The following is a 16,661-nucleotide window of genomic DNA, read 5'->3' as shown; positions in this document are numbered from 1 at the left end:
AGTCTTGTCTAAGCAAGCCAGTGCCGCTCAAGTCGGCGTTATTTGTGCTATTGCCGCCTATAGTATGTGGGGTGTTGCACCTGTTTATTTCAAACAGTTGATGGTTTTGCCGGCAGCCGAAATCCTTATGCACAGGGTTATTTGGTCTGTAGTGCTTCTAGTTGGGCTTATAGCAGTGCTAAAGCAATGGCCAAAAGTGGGCGCTGCTCTTCGCAACAAGCGAGTTATGCAGATTTTGTTCGTTGCTGGTTTGCTACTCGGGGCGAACTGGCTATTGTTTATTTGGGCAATTAATAACGACCATATCCTTGATGCAAGCCTAGGCTATTACATCAACCCCCTTATCAACGTGTTTTTAGGGCGACTTTTCTTAGGAGAAAGGTTACGCAACTTACAGCGCGTTGCTGTCGGACTTGCTGTTATTGGCGTGGCTATTCTAATCTTCTCATACGGCCATGTGCCGTGGATTGCCTTGGTGCTTGCAGGAAGTTTCAGTGTGTACGGCTTATTGCGCAAGCAGGTGGCGGTAGACTCGCTACCCGGCCTTTTCATTGAAACCTTAATGCTTTCACCATTGGCTATTATCTACTGGATATTCTTCGGGTCTGAATACAGCAATTTATTTAATAACGACGCCACGCTAAATACCCTTATTTTGGCGGCTGGCATTGTAACTACCGCGCCACTACTTTGTTTTACCGCTGCTGCAAGGCGCATTATGTATTCAACGCTAGGCTTCTTTCAGTACATTGGGCCAACGCTCATGTTCATACTGGCGGTTTACCTATACGGCGAACCGCTTGAGGAGTCCCGTTTGGTGACCTTCGGCTTTGTGTGGTTTGCGCTTATCTTGTTCAGCGCTGATTCGCTAGTCAATTATCGCAGTCAACGTAAAGCGCAAAAGCTCTCAGTAGAGTAGGGGCTGGTTCTCACAGCCCTGCGTAATACCAATCCGCAAAGCGGTGGCGTAAAACGCCTATATGCAAAAGCAGCGCGCCTATGATGAAAGAGCTAATGTGCGTGGAAAATGGTGAGTTACGCAATGGTCAGAAAGCACGGTTAGTTAAATGGGAAAGCTAAAGCAGTGAAGCTTGCTCTTGCTGAGGTACATCTGGCGGTTCACATTTGACCTGATTGCGCCCGCAATTTTTTGCAGCGTAAAGCTGTTTATCTGCAAGGCTTAGTAGCTTATCTACGCGCTGGGTATGGGCGCCGCTTACTCCAATGCTACAGGTCACTTTAATGTCGGTTTTGGGAAGTTGAATAACTTCCGCTTCCACTACTTTTCTGAAATCTTCTAAGCGTTCACACGCCTTTTTTAAAGGTGTAGATGGCATATAAATACAAAACTCTTCACCGCCAAATCGGGAGATGATTTCATCTGGAAAATAAAACTCAATAAGCGCCGCCAGGGCTTTTAGCACAATGTCACCGGCGTCATGGCCATGGGTATCGTTTATCGATTTGAAAAAGTCTAGGTCAATGAGGGCGAGAGCGTGATCTTCAGACAGGTTTTGGTGTTGCACAGTAACCATGTAGAAGAAGTGGCGCCTGTTAGGCAAACCTGTTAAATAGTCGGTGTTGGCCACACGGCGAATTTCTTCAACGCTCTCAATATATTCCACGTTCTGCATCACGCGACACAAGAATTCTTCATGACAGTAGGGCACTCGCAAGAAGTCATTTGCACCACTCTTAATAAAGTGCGCAGACATTAACATGCCTTTGCCTCCAGCAACGCCCATAATTGCCAACTGCTCTTTCGAAAAGGCTTTTCTTAAACTGGCGACAAAGTGCGTGCCTGTCATATCAGGTAACGTATTGTCAGTGATAACAAGACGTACGTTTTTGTGTTCAGACAAGCATTGCATAGCGTCTGTAGCCGTTAGGCATTCAAACGCAATAAAATTGTGGCGCTGAAGTAATGAAACGGTTTTTGAGCGCAACACCCGATTCGTGCTTACGACGACGACGCCAGTAGACTTGTTTTTTTCTAATCGGCTAATAAGACGATTCAGGTAGTCGTAGTTCTGCGAATTTTCTTTGGGAATGTAATCGACAACGTTACGTTCTAGGACTTTATCGCGAATAGCGCTATCTAAACTTTCTGTTGTAGCAATGGTGGGAATGAAAGACTCAACCGTAAAGTCGATGGCTTCGCCTTTTGGTGCATCGGGAAGCGAGTATGCAACAATAGCACACAGAAAGGTTTCCGGCATATTTTGCGAAAACCGTGCTTTGCCTTCTGTCAGCGACGTTGCGCCAACGGGGGTAAGGCCTGCCCGGCGTACTAATTTCGCTATAAGTTCAAGGTTGCCTTCACCATTTTCGATGATCAGCACGTGTTGCTGCATACATTTCAACTTAGGTTTAGGCTACCTTGCCTATTAATAATGTTACGCTTTCTCCAGCTTTGCGTAAGCAAGTACCAGCCATTTGCTGCCAAATTCGTCGAAGTTTACTTGAACTCGACCGTGCTCACCACTCCCTTCGTAGTTAAGTACGATCCCTTCGCCAAATTTACGGTGTACAACTCGCTCACCTAAACTAAAGCCCGTTTCTTCAAAACTGGCGTGCGACGTTGCTTGGCTAAAGCGGTTGTGCACGGGCCGCGAAATAGTCGATTTCAGCCTAACCTCTTCAACGCAGTCTGCTGGCATTTCGCGAATAAATCGAGAAGCAGTATGATACTTATCTTGGCCATAGAGTCGACGACTTTCTGCATAAGTAATATACAACTTTTGCATTGCTCTGGTCATACCAACATAGCAAAGTCTGCGTTCCTCTTCCATTCGACCTGGCTCGTCGTTGGTCATTTGGCTAGGGAACATGCCTTCTTCTACACCTGCTAAGAATACCAGTGGAAATTCAAGGCCTTTAGCGGTGTGTATAGTCATCATCTGCACGGCATCCTGGTCTTTATCCGCCTGGGTTTCACCTGCTTCCAGCGACGCATGAGCTAGAAAGGCTGCCAGAGGCGACATTTCTTCGGCTTCTTCAGGCACGATAAAGGTTTTACATGCAGTAACCAATTCTTCCAAGTTTTCTAGTCGTGCTTGGGCCTTTTCTCCGCGCTCTGCTTGGTACATGGCGTACAGACCAGACTGGCGAATAGCTTTATCGGCTTGTTGGTCAAGGGGCTCATCTAACGTGGATTGCTCTAGCTCAGTAATTAGCAACACAAAGCTTTGCATAGCGTTTAGCGCGCGGCCTTTAAAGCCACCTTCATTAATGAGCAACTGACACGCCTGCCACATTGAACAGTTGTGCATTCGCGCGGTGTCGCGCACTTGCGATAAGGTTTTCTCACCAATACCGCGACTTGGGGTGTTTACTACACGCTCGAAAGCTGCATCGTCGTGCGGGTGGCTCACCATACGCATATAGCCAAGGGCGTCTTTAATCTCTTGGCGTTCGAAGAAGCGCAGACCGCCGTATATGCGATACGCCAGCCCTTCGTGCAGCAAGGCTTCTTCCAGTACTCGAGACTGGGCGTTGTTTCGATAAAGAATGGCGGTATCAGTAAGGGCGTTGCCTTGATTAAGCCAATCTTTGATTTTCGAAACAATAAAGCGCGCTTCATCTAGCTCGTTGAAACCCGCATATACAGAAATAAGCTCGCCTTGCGCGTCTTCCGTCCAAAGTTCTTTCCCTAAACGGCCCGTATTGTTGTCGATAACCGTGTTCGCCGCTTTAAGAATGTTTCCTGTAGAGCGGTAATTCTGCTCAAGGCGAATAGTAGTAGGCTCGTTGAAGTCTTTCAGAAAGTGCTGAATATTATCTACGTTCGCGCCGCGCCAGCCGTAAATAGACTGATCGTCGTCGCCAACAATCATAATGTTATTATTACCACCACTACACAGCATACGAAGCCATGCATATTGGATATTGTTGGTATCTTGGAATTCGTCTACTAACACTGCACGGAAACGACGTTGATAGTGGGCTAATACTTCTGGGTTTTTAGCCCATAATTCATGTGCGCGTAGCAACAGTTCAGCAAAATCTACCAAGCCTGAACGGTCGCAAGCGTCTTGATATGCCGCATAGACTTCGCGCATGGTCTTTTGAATATGATCGCCGTGGGTTTCAATGTGCTGAGGGCGCAAGCCTTCGTCTTTGTTGCCATTTATGTACCACTGAATTTGACGAGGCGCCCAATGCTTTTCGTCCAGGTTCATGGCCTTCAGAATGCGGCGAATAAGTCGATACTGATCGTCCGAATCAATTATCTGAAAATTCTCAGGCAAGTTGGCTTCTGCATGGTGCGCGCGTAGCAAGCGATGCGCAAGCCCGTGGAAGGTACCAATCCACATATTGTGCAGGCTGCGACCCATCAACGACTCTATTCGGCCGCGCATTTCTTTGGCTGCTTTATTGGTAAAGGTTACTGCCAAAATAGAAAAAGGGGCGATGTTTTCGACTTCCATTAACCACGCAATGCGATGCACTAATACGCGGGTTTTACCACTGCCCGCGCCAGCCAAAACTAGGGCGTTAGATAGTGGGGCTGCTACTGCTTCACGCTGTTTGTCGTTTAGCTCGTCTAGCAGTCGAGATACATCCATAGTGTGGTACCTGTTAGTTGATAGTGTTATACATTCAGCAGCGCGCTATTATGCCACCTGCCTGTTAATTTATACAGTCCAGTTTTTCCCAGTGAAGATAAACTTCAACGGCATTATACGTTCGTGTGTAATCATGATTTTAAGTATTATTTAATGAAAGATACGAGCGCTCTGAACGTTCTATTAAATTAATTGAAGCACTCAGTTAGACGCAGCGAGAGAGCAGAATGCTTTAACGATGTATACATGTACGATACGGTTATTAGCTATAACGAATTAATTCGATAAATTGATCGAATTATGCGCTTGGTCGGTATCACATCGGTATTGCATCACATCAAACTCAGGTAAACTTTTACGCGTTCCCTTTTGTCAGCATAGATATGCCCAGCAAGGAACAAGTTTAGATTGCTTACCCAATTTTCTGATAGAACACAGCATTTTTATATAACGGGACATGCTCATGACCGCACTTACAACGCCCATCGATTTTTGGTCTACGCTGAAACAAGAAGCGCAAGTTGTTGCTGAAAAAGAGCCTTTGCTGTCTAGCTATGTGCATGCCAGTGTTCTTGCACATCACAACTTTGAATCGTCGCTTAGCTTTATTCTGTCGAACAAAATGGCAGACGACGTCATGCCTGCGCTCGCCATTCGTGAAGTTTTCGATGAAGCTTACTTACTTGAGCCTGGCATCAGCGAAGCGGCTATTGCTGACATTCTAGCGATTAAGGCGCGGGATGCGGCGGTCAACGATTACCTTACTCCCTTACTTCACTTTAAAGGTTTTCATGCTGTGCAAGTACACCGCATGGCGCATTACCTCTGGGTGCACGGTCGTCACCAGCTTGCTTTATTCTTACAAAGCCGCAACTCGGCAAGCTTTGGTGTAGATATCCACCCTGCTGCGCGTATTGGTAAAGGCGTCATGTTTGACCACGCAACTGGCATTGTAGTGGGCGAAACTGCAGTGGTTGAAGACAACGTATCTATTTTGCAGAGCGTTACATTAGGTGGTACCGGTAATGAGTCGGGCGACCGTCACCCTAAAATTCGCCAAGGCGTGTTAATTGGCGCTGGCGCCAAGATCCTTGGAAATATCGAGATAGGTGAAGGCTCAAAAGTAGGCGCTGGTAGCGTTGTACTTAATAGTGTTCCAGCTCACGTTACTGTGGTGGGTGTTCCAGCTAAAGTGGTTGGGAGACCGGTTTGTCAAAGCCCATGTGAATCCATGCGCCAAAACGTACTAGAAGATAACTCCCACGTATAAAATTGGGGTCAGAGTACATTTTGGTCTTCAGGGTTTTTTGAGCAATTAAATGTACTCTGACCCCATTATTTGAGGGTTATTGTGTTGCCGCCTTTTTCTTTTGATGCGTAGAGTGCCCGATCGGCGCGCTGAATAAGTGTCTCGAGTGTATCGCTTTGCTGCATGAGAGTGACGCCGAAGCTCGATGATAATGACACTTCTGAAATAATGATTGCGTTTATACCTTCACGTACCTTTTCCACCAAATTAAGGGCGTTTTGCTCGCTGATATTAGGCAGAAGCAATACAAATTCGTCGCCGCCGAAACGGGCAAAAACATCAGCTTTACGCACAATATCCTTCGTCACCTGACTTAGTCGGCGCAATGCGTTGTCGCCGTCTACATGGCCTAATTCGTCGTTAATACGTTTAAACTTATCTAAATCAAACATAACGAAATAAAGCGAGCTTCCAGATTCACGGCTCTGAGCCATTTCTAGTGCGCTGCGCTGGGCCAAATACTCCCGCGTATAAGCTTGGGTTAAGGTATCCACAAAAACACGGTCTTTGAGCAGAGCATTGTCTGCTTGTAACTGAGGAATGGCTATACCAAACAACGCGTTGGCTGCAATAACGTTGAGTGCAAACTGATACACTTTGACGTAATCCATTAAGGCGAATATATGCACCAGCAAAACAATGCATAAGCTGCTTATTGCAAGGCTTATAACATTGCGCTTCGTACTTTCAGTACACGCTATCCACATGTGGGTAATGGCGAGAAAAAAGATAGCAAATGCACTGTCACGAGACTGGGTAAGTTTTGCCAATAACATGACGAATAGTATGAGGGCCAAATTGATTGCCACTTTTTTAAAGTAGCTGTGTAAATCGGATGAAGCGCAGTTAGAAAATGCTAAGAGGTCTATTTTAGATGCCGCACTTATTTTTACTAACAAGCCAGCAAAAAGAGGTGCAAGCACTACAACACCAGCCATATCCCCTATCCAAAAGGGCAGCATCGCTTCTTTAATATCCGCCGCTGACATCTGATTAGTGAGAACAAGTGAACCAATGACTAGTTGCGTAGCAACTAACGACGAAATACAGCCGATGATTAAGAACGAGACGATTAATTGGGGTGTGGTGACGTCGGGCTTTCTCAATAGATGGCCGAGAACACTGGCTCCTGCATAGTAAGGGAGCATATGTGCAACGCCGAATAACACGCCGCCCCACATCATTTCTACGTTATTTAACGGCAGCAAGTAGTTATGACCATTCCAGACGGTAATCGCAATGGCGGCCACCATAATAGGCACTACCGCGCGCCAACCTAAAACTAAGAAGCATGCAAGGGTGTAGCCTGCCGCAGGAAACCAAACACTGGCGTGTTCAGTGTATTCAACAATGCGTCCAATTTGCCATATGGCAATCCAAGACAAGATAATAAATACATCTTGATACAAGCCAGACAGTGGCTTAAACGGCCAAAAAGAACGACCTGTCTCGGCATGTTCATGAACATTCGAGGTTGGCTTATCTACCTTGGACGCTTGTTGCGACCTTGACTTCGAGATAGCAGGTTTTTCCATGAGGACACAAAAACTACGACTTCAGTTTTCAGTGTATAACGAGTGAGCGTCAAAATCTATACACCCTAAGTGCGGCTCTCTAGACCTTTAAGAATGCGGCTTACTCAAAGGTTCACATCCCGCAAAAGAATGAGTAGTAAAGGTCTGTATTTTCGAGATAAATAGCGCCTAGACAAATTGAATAAGCTCTTCTAATGAATCAAGCTGAACGTGTGGAAGTACTGAAACGGGTTCTAATTTCAACTGCATTGGACGATTACATGCAAACCATGCCGACTGATAGCCTGCATTAATGGCACCGAACACGTCTTTAATAATATTATCGCCCACATGTAAAATGTGCGCAGGCGTTACCTTTATCAGTGAGGCCGCTTCATCAAACATGTTTTGAGCAGGCTTCATAGGCCGTTCCACACTGGCGTGTAAGATCGCCGTGAAGTAACGGTCTAACCCTACTTTTTGCGCGTTTACATTGCCGTTAGTAATACCAACGAGCGGTAAATGCTGGCTAAGTTTATCGAGGGTGTGGTGAACATTACTGGCTAATGCAAAATCGCTTCTTGCGTCATAAAAACAATTAAAGCAGCTGTCTACAGCAGCACGTAATGCAGTGTCTTCTGTAGGGACTATTGATAACTGACTTGCTGGCGTGCCAGATAGTGCAGCGCTTAAAACAACGCGACGAAGCTGCCCCATATCAGAAGCCAATCGCGCGTCTTTGGCGATAGCCGCACGTTTAAGCTGTAGCCAATCAAGCGATGTTAGCTTAGCCGCATGTTTGTGATGTTCAGCAATATGCGCTTGAAGGGCTTGCTCTGCGCGTCGAATAATAGGTTCATTATTATAAAGGGTGTCATCAAGGTCGAAGGTCATAGCCTCGACGTTATTGATAGACCTGAAAAACTGCATGGGGAAACCTTCTAGTAGCGTTATTTCTTGTGTGCGCGAGGGTGAGCCGCGTCATAAACCTTAGCGAGATGCTGAAAATCCAGATGGGTATAAACTTGTGTCGTTGACAAGTTAGCATGACCTAATAGCTCTTGAACCGCACGCAAATCTCCGCTGGATTCTAATACGTGGGTAGCAAAGGAATGGCGCAGTTTGTGAGGGCTTACTTTTTGTGACAGCGACTGTTCGCTTGCCATTTTATCGAGGCGATTAGCGACTTGTCGATTGGATATGCGGGTTTTGCGCTTACTCACAAAGACCGCACTTTCGTATGGTGATGCGTAGGCAGGGCGTACCTTTAACCACGCGTTAAGTGCTTTTTGTGCGTGTCGGCCTAACGGAAGTATTCGCTGTTTACTTCCTTTACCCATGACCTTCACCGTACCGTCCTTTAGACAGTCGGCCAAATTAAGCCCAGTCAGTTCGCTTAAGCGCAGTCCACAGCCATAAAGTAGCTCAAACATAGCCACATCACGTAATTGCATACCCTCATCGTCGTCACTGCTTCGGGGGGAGGCATTAAGAAGCTGCTGCATTTCATCCACGCTTAGTTGCTTAGGCAATGGCTTCCCTTGCTTCGGAGCTTGAATACCTTCTACAGGGTTGCTGAATAGTTGCTGATGATCGATAAGATATTGGCAGAAGGTTCTAAGTGCCGATAGGCGCAATGCTATACTGCGTGGGCTGTGCCCTGACATCTTTGCATCAGCCATTACCCGCTTTATGTCGCTTGGCGTTAGTCCCGACCACTCGTAAAGCCCAAGTAGCTTTGCAACTTCTGTGAGTTGGCGCTGATAATTTTTGATAGTGTGAAGAGATAACCCGCGTTCTACCTGTAGATGTAGCAGAAACTTATCTAGCCATTGCTGGCAAGGCTCGCTTATCAATGCGTCCGTAGACACTACACCTAATATCCCATCATTTCAGGCAAGATGATATTAAGCACTTGCTGAAGCTGTTGAAGTAACAGGGTGTCCATATCTGGAGTGAAGTGGCTGGCGTCACTGCTGCTAATACCTAAAATACCGAGTTCACGGTTGTCACCAAGCAGCATTAGCGCTACAGACTCCGCAGGGCTTTCTCCGAAAAGAAGCTGGCGTTCGTGCTGAGATAATCGACCAAAGAAAAAGTTGGTATTTTTAAAACGTTTTTCAGTAAATAAACGTTGCTGTAGCTCAGGGATCGCGTGCGGACCTTTAAAGCTTTTAATGACCGCCGACGACAATTGTAAACGCTCTTGAAGCACATCTTCCAAAGTAAACTGAACTTCGGCAACACTTTCACAGCGCAGAAGCTGCACGTTTAAATCGGTGTAAACGCGATATATTTTTTCGTTTTGTTTAGCGATGCTCACCAGCTGATTGAGTTTAAAATTAAGCTGCCTAACTTTCTTTCGAAGCTGATCGCTTTGAATTTCTACCAGTGAAACACTGCCTTTCTGCTCGTGGGGAAGCTTAATTTTTTCAAGAAGGTCGGGGTGCTCGGCAAAGAACTCAGGGTTTTGTAACAAGAACGCGCGCACATCGGCACTCGACAATTCCGTTGTGTCGTTAAATGGCTCAATCAATTGCGTAGCGTTAGACTGCCCTGATAATTCGCTCATAGATTTATATGTCCGTCGTACACGTGCTCAGCAGGCCCTGTCATTTTTAACACGTTATCTGGGCCAGGCCAGCGTATACGTAAACTGCCTCCGGGTAAGTCCACCCGCACGTCTTTTCCTAATTTACCCTGAATCTGGCCAATTGCAACCGCTGCACAAGCGCCGCTACCACAGGCCAAGGTCTCACCTGAACCTCGTTCAAATACGCGAAGTTTAATATGTGACTCATTGATTATTTGCATAAAGCCAACGTTTACGCCTTCAGGGAAGCGTTCGTGCTTTTCAACAAGCGGACCAATCTCGGCCACATTAGCAGTATCAACGTCGTCGACTTCCATCACGCAATGTGGGTTACCCATCGATGCCGATCCAATGAATAGCGTGCTTTCGCCGACTCGCAATATGTAGGTGTTTTCTTGCTTATTGGCTTTAAGTGGAATATTCGCAGGTTCGAATTCAGGTTTACCCATGTTCACAGTAACCTGACCATCTTTCTCAAGATACAGCACCATTTTTCCAGCTTTGGTGCTTACGACAATTTTGTTGCGATTAATGAGACCTTTTTGCTTAACAAAACGTGCGAAGCAGCGCGCGCCATTGCCACACTGTTCTACTTCCGAACCATCCGCATTGAAGATACGATAGTGGAAGTCTTGCTCAGGATCGTAAGGCGGTTCCACCATCAACAGCTGGTCGAAGCCAATGCCGAAGTTTCGGTTAGCCAGTTGCTGAATTTTTTCTTTAGAGAAAAAGACGTTCTGAGTAACGTTATCAATAACCATGAAATCGTTACCCAAACCGTGCATTTTAGAAAATTGAACCTGCATTAAACGCGCATCTATCTTGTTAGTTTGTCTCTAGTTTACGGAAGTTTGTACTCACCTTGCCAGAGATCTTTTTGTTTTTCTCTTTCGCGAACCACAATTGCTTTGTCACCGTCTACCATAATTTCGGCTGGACGACAGCGGCTGTTGTAGTTTGACGCCATAACAAAACCATAGGCACCGGCGCTGCGAACTGCAAGTAAGTCTGTTGGTTCAATGGCTAATTCACGATCTTTTCCTATAAAGTCACCAGTTTCACACACTGGGCCTACTACATCGTAAATACGTGGTGTTGCAGTAGTTTCTTCTTTTACAGGAATAATTTTTTGCCATGCTGAGTAAAGTGCAGGGCGTAACAAATCGTTCATTGCAGCGTCGACAATGGCGAAGCTTTTTTCTTCACCTTCTTTGATGAATTCAACTTCGGTAACTAAAATACCGGCGTTTGCTGCAATAGCGCGGCCTGGCTCAAGAATAAGCTTTAGATTCTCACGGCCTACCATTTTTTCAGCCATGGCTTGTGCATAGGCTTTAGGATGAGGTGGTTGCTCGTTGTTATAAGTAACGCCAAGACCACCGCCCACATCTAAATGTTCAATGATAATGTTACGTTCAGCTAATTCATCAATAAGCAAAAGTAGGCGCTCCAAGGCGTCTACGAATGGGCCGATTTCTGTGAGCTGTGAGCCGATATGGCAGTCCATACCAACAACATTTAAATGAGGTAGCGATGCGGCCAATTCATAGGTAGCAAGCGCTCGCTCACGGGCAATACCGAATTTATTTGCCTTCAAGCCTGTAGAAATATAAGGGTGAGTTTTGGCATCCACATCCGGGTTTATGCGCAGTGAAATAGGGGCTTTCACGCCCATTTCGCCTGCAACCTGGTTAATTCGATGAAGCTCTGGCTCTGATTCTACGTTGAAACACATGATGCCTTGTTCTAGCGCATAGCGAATTTCATCATGCTTTTTACCAACGCCTGAAAATACTACCTTACTTGCATCGCCACCGGCCTCGATTACGCGAGCGAGTTCACCTGCTGAAACGATATCAAAACCTGAACCTAATTTGGCTAGAACGCTTAATACACCGATGTTCGAATTCGCTTTTACCGCGTAACACACAAGGTGAGGATGCTCACCAATGGCATCATTAAATGCGTGCCAGTGACGCTCTAACGTTGCACGTGAATAGATGTAAACCGGCGTTCCATGCTGGGCTGCAATATCAGAAACAGCCACTTGTTCAGCATGAAGCTGACCTTGGCTGTAGGCGAAATAATCCACTAGTTCAGCTCTCCAGAAGTAGTTACGGGTGAAGTGTTATTGGTGTCAGAGTCGGCGCCGGTTTCTGCATTTTCAGAAGACGCTGGTTCAGCAGACGTGTTTTGTGCAGGCGCGTCAGGAATGTAGAGCGCCCCTTTGTAACCACAGCCACATAATGCTGTGAGTGTTAGCAAGAAAACAACTGACTTTTTAAGCACGAAAAATCCCGCGAAGAATACGACAAATGCCGCTATCATCGCATTGCGGCGTTAAATTGCAAGAGCCAATAATCGTTCTTGTGTTTTATCGCCATATCGAACGTTTTTCCAAAGCGCATCGCACAGGCTTTGCGTATCAGAAAAGTCTTTGTTTTTAAGCCAATCGATAAGAATATTGGGGTTGTCTGGAAAGGCAATTGCTTCGTTGTCGGGAGCTTCTAGCCACTCTTCAACAATGTCGGTATCAAGTTGAAACAGGGTGTGGCATAAATCCAATTTATTTAATGTAAGCACATTCGATAGTTGCTCAAACTGGCCGTGTAAAGGTTTTATAAGCAGCTTCTTGCCCAGTTGAAGTGCCTCACTCGATAGCTCAAACCCCCCATTGGCGATTACGCCACTGGCGTGCTGTAGGGCTTTTTGAAAGTGCTTCTTAGATGTAGGGTGCCAATGAATATGTCCCACTTCTTTCGCTTCATCGATGTTCGGGTGAAAGCATTCGAAAACCTGATCGCTTAGGGGTTCCAACATTTGTTGAACATCTTCAATATCTTCAAAAGGTAAGTAAACCAGAACGTGACCATTTCCCGAAGACACAATCGGCTTTTCTGCAACGAATGGCGGAATAATCGGTTGATTGAAGTGATACCAGTGCACACCTAGTTGAATCTCTGTTGGCGCAAACACTTTCATTAGCAAGGAATCGAAAATCGTGTTGCCACTTTTAGGGACGTCGTAGGCAAATGCAGCCTGATGGCTAATCGAAATAGAAGGTAGACCTTGCTGTTTAGCTGCCCACGCCGTAACGGGCTCAAAGTCATTGACCAGCAAATCGTAGTTGCTGGTATCAAAGGCTTTCACGTCTTTAATGAACTGGCTTACATTTGCATCTTTAACGGTCGCCCATTTATCAACCCGGCCTCCTTTGGTGATAAAGCTCAGGCCAGTAAAGGTTCGGTATTCTCCGAATATTTCCATGTCGAAATACTTCTCAGGGGGACGACCAGTAAACACAAAGTCAACGTTAATGTCATCGCGCTGTGCCAGAGCTGCAGCCATTATTCGCGCACGGGCGATGTGTCCGTTACCGGTGCCTTGCACACCATACAATAATCTCATGCTACCCCAGAATAGAAATGCTCAACGTTGCTATTGTAACGCCTAAAAGTGTCCCTGCGATCACGTCTGACGGGTAATGAACACCCAGTAACACACGTGAAAGACCAATTAACGCGGCCCAGCTGTAAGCTAATACCGCAAACGACGGATAATAATGAGCCACTATGCTCGCCATCAATGTGGCTGCTGCCGTGTGGCCTGAAGGAAGAGAGAATTTATCAGAAGGCGTGACATGTGCTGTTAAATTCATTAGAAAATCGCAAGGGCGAGGGCGCTTGAACATTTTCTTAAGCAGCACATAAATGGGTAATTCCAGCGCATAAGCCATCAGCGCTGTGTAGAGGAAAAGCTCACCGTGTTCAGGCTCAAATGCCCAAAGCAGCGCACCGATAACAAGGTACAAGTAACCATCGCCGGTTTTCGACAGCCAGATAATACTTCTGCAGTCTCTTTTTTGCGTCAGTTTGTACAGGCGATAAAACAAGTCAGTATCGTATTTGGTCAAGGATTTAATCAACATCGCCTTGTCCCCTATCGGTTAATTACTGCACAGGCTAAAGTTCATCTGTGACCAGTGGGTGACGAAAAAAAGAAACTTTTTTGACAGCGAGCTTCGCTTTTACTTTTTCTTTTGTCCTGGCGAACAGATATTGGGAATGGCTGTAAAAGACAGAAAGCTAAGCAAAATATGTGCTCATTTGGGGGAGGGGAGAGCAAGTTTTGATGAGTTTTGAAAAAAGTAGAAAATTCGACGAAAGGCGTTAAATCAAACGTTTGCATTGCCACATTTAATGCTATGCTAGTTTTAGAAGCGTAAGCAGCGCTTTGTTTTCACTTAATTTTAGTCTTCTCAATTTTAGTAAGGCAGAACGATGGAATACAACACATCTGAATTATGCGATTTGTTTGCTGATAGCGTAGACGTGGTAGATCCAATTTTCGCGAGCTTTGGTGGCCGGTATTCTTTCGGTGGTGAAATTACCACAATTAAATGCTTTGAAGACAGAGGCCTTATCGACCGAGTACTTGCTCAGCCCGGCGCTGGAAAAGTACTGCTTATTGATGGCGGTGGTTCTAGCCGTCGTGCACTGTTCGATGCATCCTCTGCTCAAGTTGCAATCGACAACGATTGGGAAGGGGTTGTGATATACGGCAGCGTGCGAGAAGTTGATAGCCTTGCCGAATTAGATATCGGTGTTTTGGCGGTAGCCGCCATTCCAGTAAATGCTGAGTGTGAAAGTATTGGTGAGGTAGACGTGCCCGTTAACTTTGGTGGCGTTACGTTTTTACCAGAAGATCATCTTTATGCTGATAGCACGGGCGTTATTCTCTCTCCTGAACCTCTCGATCTGGACTGAGTGCCATAAATAGCGCGTAATTTTAGGGGCGCACCTGGCGTTTATTAACCGATAAGTTCTGCAAACTCAGTTTAAGCAGGGGCTTTTGGTGCGAGCAATTTACGGGTTATATCCTTGTTATCTAACCGTTTTTTTGGCTATGTTGGCCTTGCCCTCAAAGGCAGAGACGCTTACTGTCGGATGGCTGAATGATAACGTTAACGAACGTTACTTAATCTCTGACATTGAGCAAGAATTTGCCAAAGTAGCGCCTGATATTACGCTCAATGCGGTGGGCGTACATACCGATAAGTATAAGCAGCAAGTTCTCAAATGGCTTAAAACGGGTGAAGGGCCAGACGTACTTTATTGGTATGGCGACGAGCGGCTGCTCGACCTTGTTCGCAGTGGATGGGTGAGCGACATAAGTGACATTTGGCAAGCACAGCGACTAACAGATGCGTTTAGAGTGTCGGTGTCCTCTCAAGTTAGCCTTAATGGCCGCTTCTACGCTATTCCGGTATCCCATTATCCGTGGTCATTTTTTTATAATGCTGAGCTTTTTGATTCTATGGGACTCGCAGAGCCAAGTACGTGGGACGAATTTCTTCACCTCTGTCAGGCTTTAAAAGAGAAAGGTATTACGCCCATAGCCATTGGGTATGATGCGCCGTGGGTATTAACAAGCTGGTTTGAATTCATTAGTTTACGGCTTTATGGAGAGTCCTTTCACCACGAACTGTTATCAGGCCGTGTCTCATATAAAGATGAGCGAGTCGTGCAGGTTTTTCTTCTGTGGAAAGTACTCATTGATAAGGGCTATTTCATGGATACGGGAGAGAACATGGACTGGTATGATCCCATGCCTTATCTGTACCGAGGCTTGGCAGGCGTTACGTTAATTGGACATTTTCTAAGCTCTCGTATTCCTGAAAGTGCAGAGTCAAAAATTAGGATATTTTCTTTCCCAGAGCTCAGTCCTGGTCAAGAAACCATTGAGCTAGCTCCTTTGGATGTGTTTTTTGTTCGGGCTAGTTCTTCGAAGCAAAAAGCGGCGCGACAATTTTTGTCGTTCATGGCGACACACAAGGCCCAGTCGCGATTTAATCTTCACGCAGGGGGATTTTCTCCTTTGGCGGGAAGTGAGCATTTTCCGAATTACTTTAATGATATGGGCGCTAAGCAGTTAAATACGGCAGAAAGCACAAGTCCATATTTCGATAGGGTCGTGCCTCACGAATTCGCAGAACCTGCCATGACACTGTTGAGAGACTTTATGAAATCAGCAGATGTAGGTAGTACGACAGAGGCTCTTGAAGCGCTAAGGTTGGAAGTGTATCAGCTCGATTAACTGCGAGATGCTAATCGAGCTTAACTTTTGACTAGTGCTCTGCTTCGTCAAACACGCTGTTCAAATACATGGCAATTCGAATTCCGGCCATCTGCAAACGCTTTTTTGCAGTAGGCAGGTGGTTGTATAAATAGTCATAGCTCATATTGTTTGCGTCATCAGGATAAATGGTATCGCGAATAGCGGTGCTTTCTTCAATCCACACCATGGGGTCGGTGGTGGCCCAACTGCGAATATCCTTAGCCGTAATAGCTTTTGTTAACCAAGACGTCCACTCTGAGTACGACAGGTCGCGCTGATCTAGCATTTGCGAGTCCCACACTCGGTGTAGGTTAGAGTCTTGCCAGAAGAAGCGCACTTTTACGTCGTTACCACCACGATCAGTACCATTGCCGGCATGAAGTGGTTGATGGAGATCGCCAATAATATGCACAATAAACTGAAGTGCCAGGCGCTTTTCATCAATGGTGGCCGTGTCGCTTTTCAAGGTTTCAGTAAACTGCTTTAACGCGGTTACCGCATCACCTTGTTTTGGGGCACCCACTTCTTCATAGGTTTTACCCGCAGGCACAGACACATAG

16 protein-coding genes are annotated in these 16,661 nt (G+C 46.0%); 4 read left to right on the top strand and 12 right to left on the bottom strand.

The window, feature by feature from the left end; translation table 11 throughout:
- Positions 1-4: 4 nt before the first annotated feature.
- On the top strand, positions 5-919 hold the full coding sequence (rarD, locus tag QVA83_RS08000) for an EamA family transporter RarD (protein ID WP_287498329.1): 915 nt from the start codon (positions 5-7) through the stop codon (positions 917-919).
- 157 nt (positions 920-1,076) lie between these two features.
- Here the strand turns inward: rarD and QVA83_RS07995 are convergent, their stop codons facing one another.
- Both QVA83_RS07995 and uvrD read right to left on the bottom strand, forming a co-directional pair.
- Positions 1,077-2,354 carry a GGDEF domain-containing response regulator gene (locus tag QVA83_RS07995; protein WP_287498328.1) on the bottom strand — a complete coding sequence of 426 codons (1,278 nt, stop codon included), beginning with the start codon at positions 2,352-2,354 and terminating at the stop codon, positions 1,077-1,079.
- Between the two features lie 42 nt (positions 2,355-2,396).
- Positions 2,397-4,568 carry a DNA helicase II gene (gene uvrD / locus QVA83_RS07990; RefSeq protein ID WP_014977964.1) on the bottom strand — a complete coding sequence of 724 codons (2,172 nt, stop codon included), beginning with the start codon at positions 4,566-4,568 and terminating at the stop codon, positions 2,397-2,399.
- Between the two features lie 463 nt (positions 4,569-5,031).
- On the opposite strand from uvrD, the gene cysE reads away from it, so the two are divergent.
- Positions 5,032-5,838, top strand: coding sequence for a serine O-acetyltransferase (gene cysE / locus QVA83_RS07985; RefSeq protein ID WP_014947845.1), 807 nt, complete (start codon positions 5,032-5,034; stop codon positions 5,836-5,838).
- 65 nt (positions 5,839-5,903) lie between these two features.
- On the opposite strand, the gene QVA83_RS07980 is transcribed toward cysE, so the two are convergent.
- The 9 genes from QVA83_RS07980 to QVA83_RS07940 form a co-directional block, all read right to left on the bottom strand.
- A complete protein-coding gene (locus QVA83_RS07980; RefSeq protein WP_287498327.1) occupies positions 5,904-7,412 on the bottom strand; it encodes a sensor domain-containing diguanylate cyclase in 1,509 nt (502 codons plus the stop codon).
- Positions 7,413-7,580: 168 nt separating this feature from the next.
- Positions 7,581-8,321, bottom strand: a complete 741-nt coding sequence (locus QVA83_RS07975) for an HAD-IA family hydrolase (protein ID WP_287498326.1) — start codon at positions 8,319-8,321, stop codon at positions 7,581-7,583.
- Positions 8,322-8,341: 20 nt separating this feature from the next.
- A complete protein-coding gene (xerC, locus tag QVA83_RS07970; RefSeq protein ID WP_014947848.1) occupies positions 8,342-9,262 on the bottom strand; it encodes a tyrosine recombinase XerC in 921 nt (306 codons plus the stop codon).
- 5 nt (positions 9,263-9,267) lie between these two features.
- A complete protein-coding gene (locus tag QVA83_RS07965) occupies positions 9,268-9,963 on the bottom strand; it encodes a DUF484 family protein (protein ID WP_014947849.1) in 696 nt (231 codons plus the stop codon).
- Positions 9,960-10,790, bottom strand: coding sequence for a diaminopimelate epimerase (gene dapF, locus QVA83_RS07960; RefSeq protein WP_014947850.1), 831 nt, complete (start codon positions 10,788-10,790; stop codon positions 9,960-9,962). The genes QVA83_RS07965 and dapF overlap by 4 nt, the downstream gene beginning before the upstream one ends.
- Positions 10,791-10,825: 35 nt before the next feature.
- A complete protein-coding gene (gene lysA / locus QVA83_RS07955) occupies positions 10,826-12,076 on the bottom strand; it encodes a diaminopimelate decarboxylase (protein ID WP_014975352.1) in 1,251 nt (416 codons plus the stop codon).
- Complete coding sequence (lptM, locus tag QVA83_RS07950; protein ID WP_014947852.1) at positions 12,076-12,312, bottom strand: LPS translocon maturation chaperone LptM; 237 nt, start codon at positions 12,310-12,312, stop codon at positions 12,076-12,078. Before lptM ends, lysA begins: the two co-directional genes overlap by 1 nt.
- 12 nt (positions 12,313-12,324) lie before the next feature.
- Positions 12,325-13,392 (bottom strand): MJ1255/VC2487 family glycosyltransferase, encoded by a 1,068-nt coding sequence (locus tag QVA83_RS07945; protein WP_014947853.1) that lies wholly within the window; start codon positions 13,390-13,392, stop codon positions 12,325-12,327.
- 1 nt (position 13,393) lies between these two features.
- Positions 13,394-13,912 carry a phosphatase PAP2 family protein gene (locus QVA83_RS07940; RefSeq protein WP_014947854.1) on the bottom strand — a complete coding sequence of 173 codons (519 nt, stop codon included), beginning with the start codon at positions 13,910-13,912 and terminating at the stop codon, positions 13,394-13,396.
- A gap of 352 nt (positions 13,913-14,264) precedes the next feature.
- Here QVA83_RS07940 and rraA point away from each other — a divergent pair, with 352 nt between their 5' ends.
- Positions 14,265-14,750: a ribonuclease E activity regulator RraA gene (rraA, locus tag QVA83_RS07935; protein ID WP_014947855.1), complete on the top strand. Its 486-nt coding sequence runs from the start codon at positions 14,265-14,267 to the stop codon at positions 14,748-14,750.
- An 88-nt stretch (positions 14,751-14,838) separates the two neighbouring features.
- On the top strand, positions 14,839-16,080 hold the full coding sequence (locus QVA83_RS07930; RefSeq protein ID WP_287498325.1) for an ABC transporter substrate-binding protein: 1,242 nt from the start codon (positions 14,839-14,841) through the stop codon (positions 16,078-16,080).
- A gap of 31 nt (positions 16,081-16,111) precedes the next feature.
- Here the strand turns inward: QVA83_RS07930 and QVA83_RS07925 are convergent.
- On the bottom strand, positions 16,112-16,661 hold a 550-nt coding region (locus QVA83_RS07925), incomplete at its 5' end, for a S1/P1 nuclease (RefSeq protein WP_287498324.1).

The organism is Alteromonas sp. AO-Serp (assembly GCF_017849675.1).
In the GTDB taxonomy this organism is placed as follows: domain Bacteria; phylum Pseudomonadota; class Gammaproteobacteria; order Enterobacterales; family Alteromonadaceae; genus Alteromonas; species Alteromonas macleodii.
Note: the sequence above shows the minus strand (reverse complement) of the source record. Positions and strands in the feature narration are given on the sequence as shown.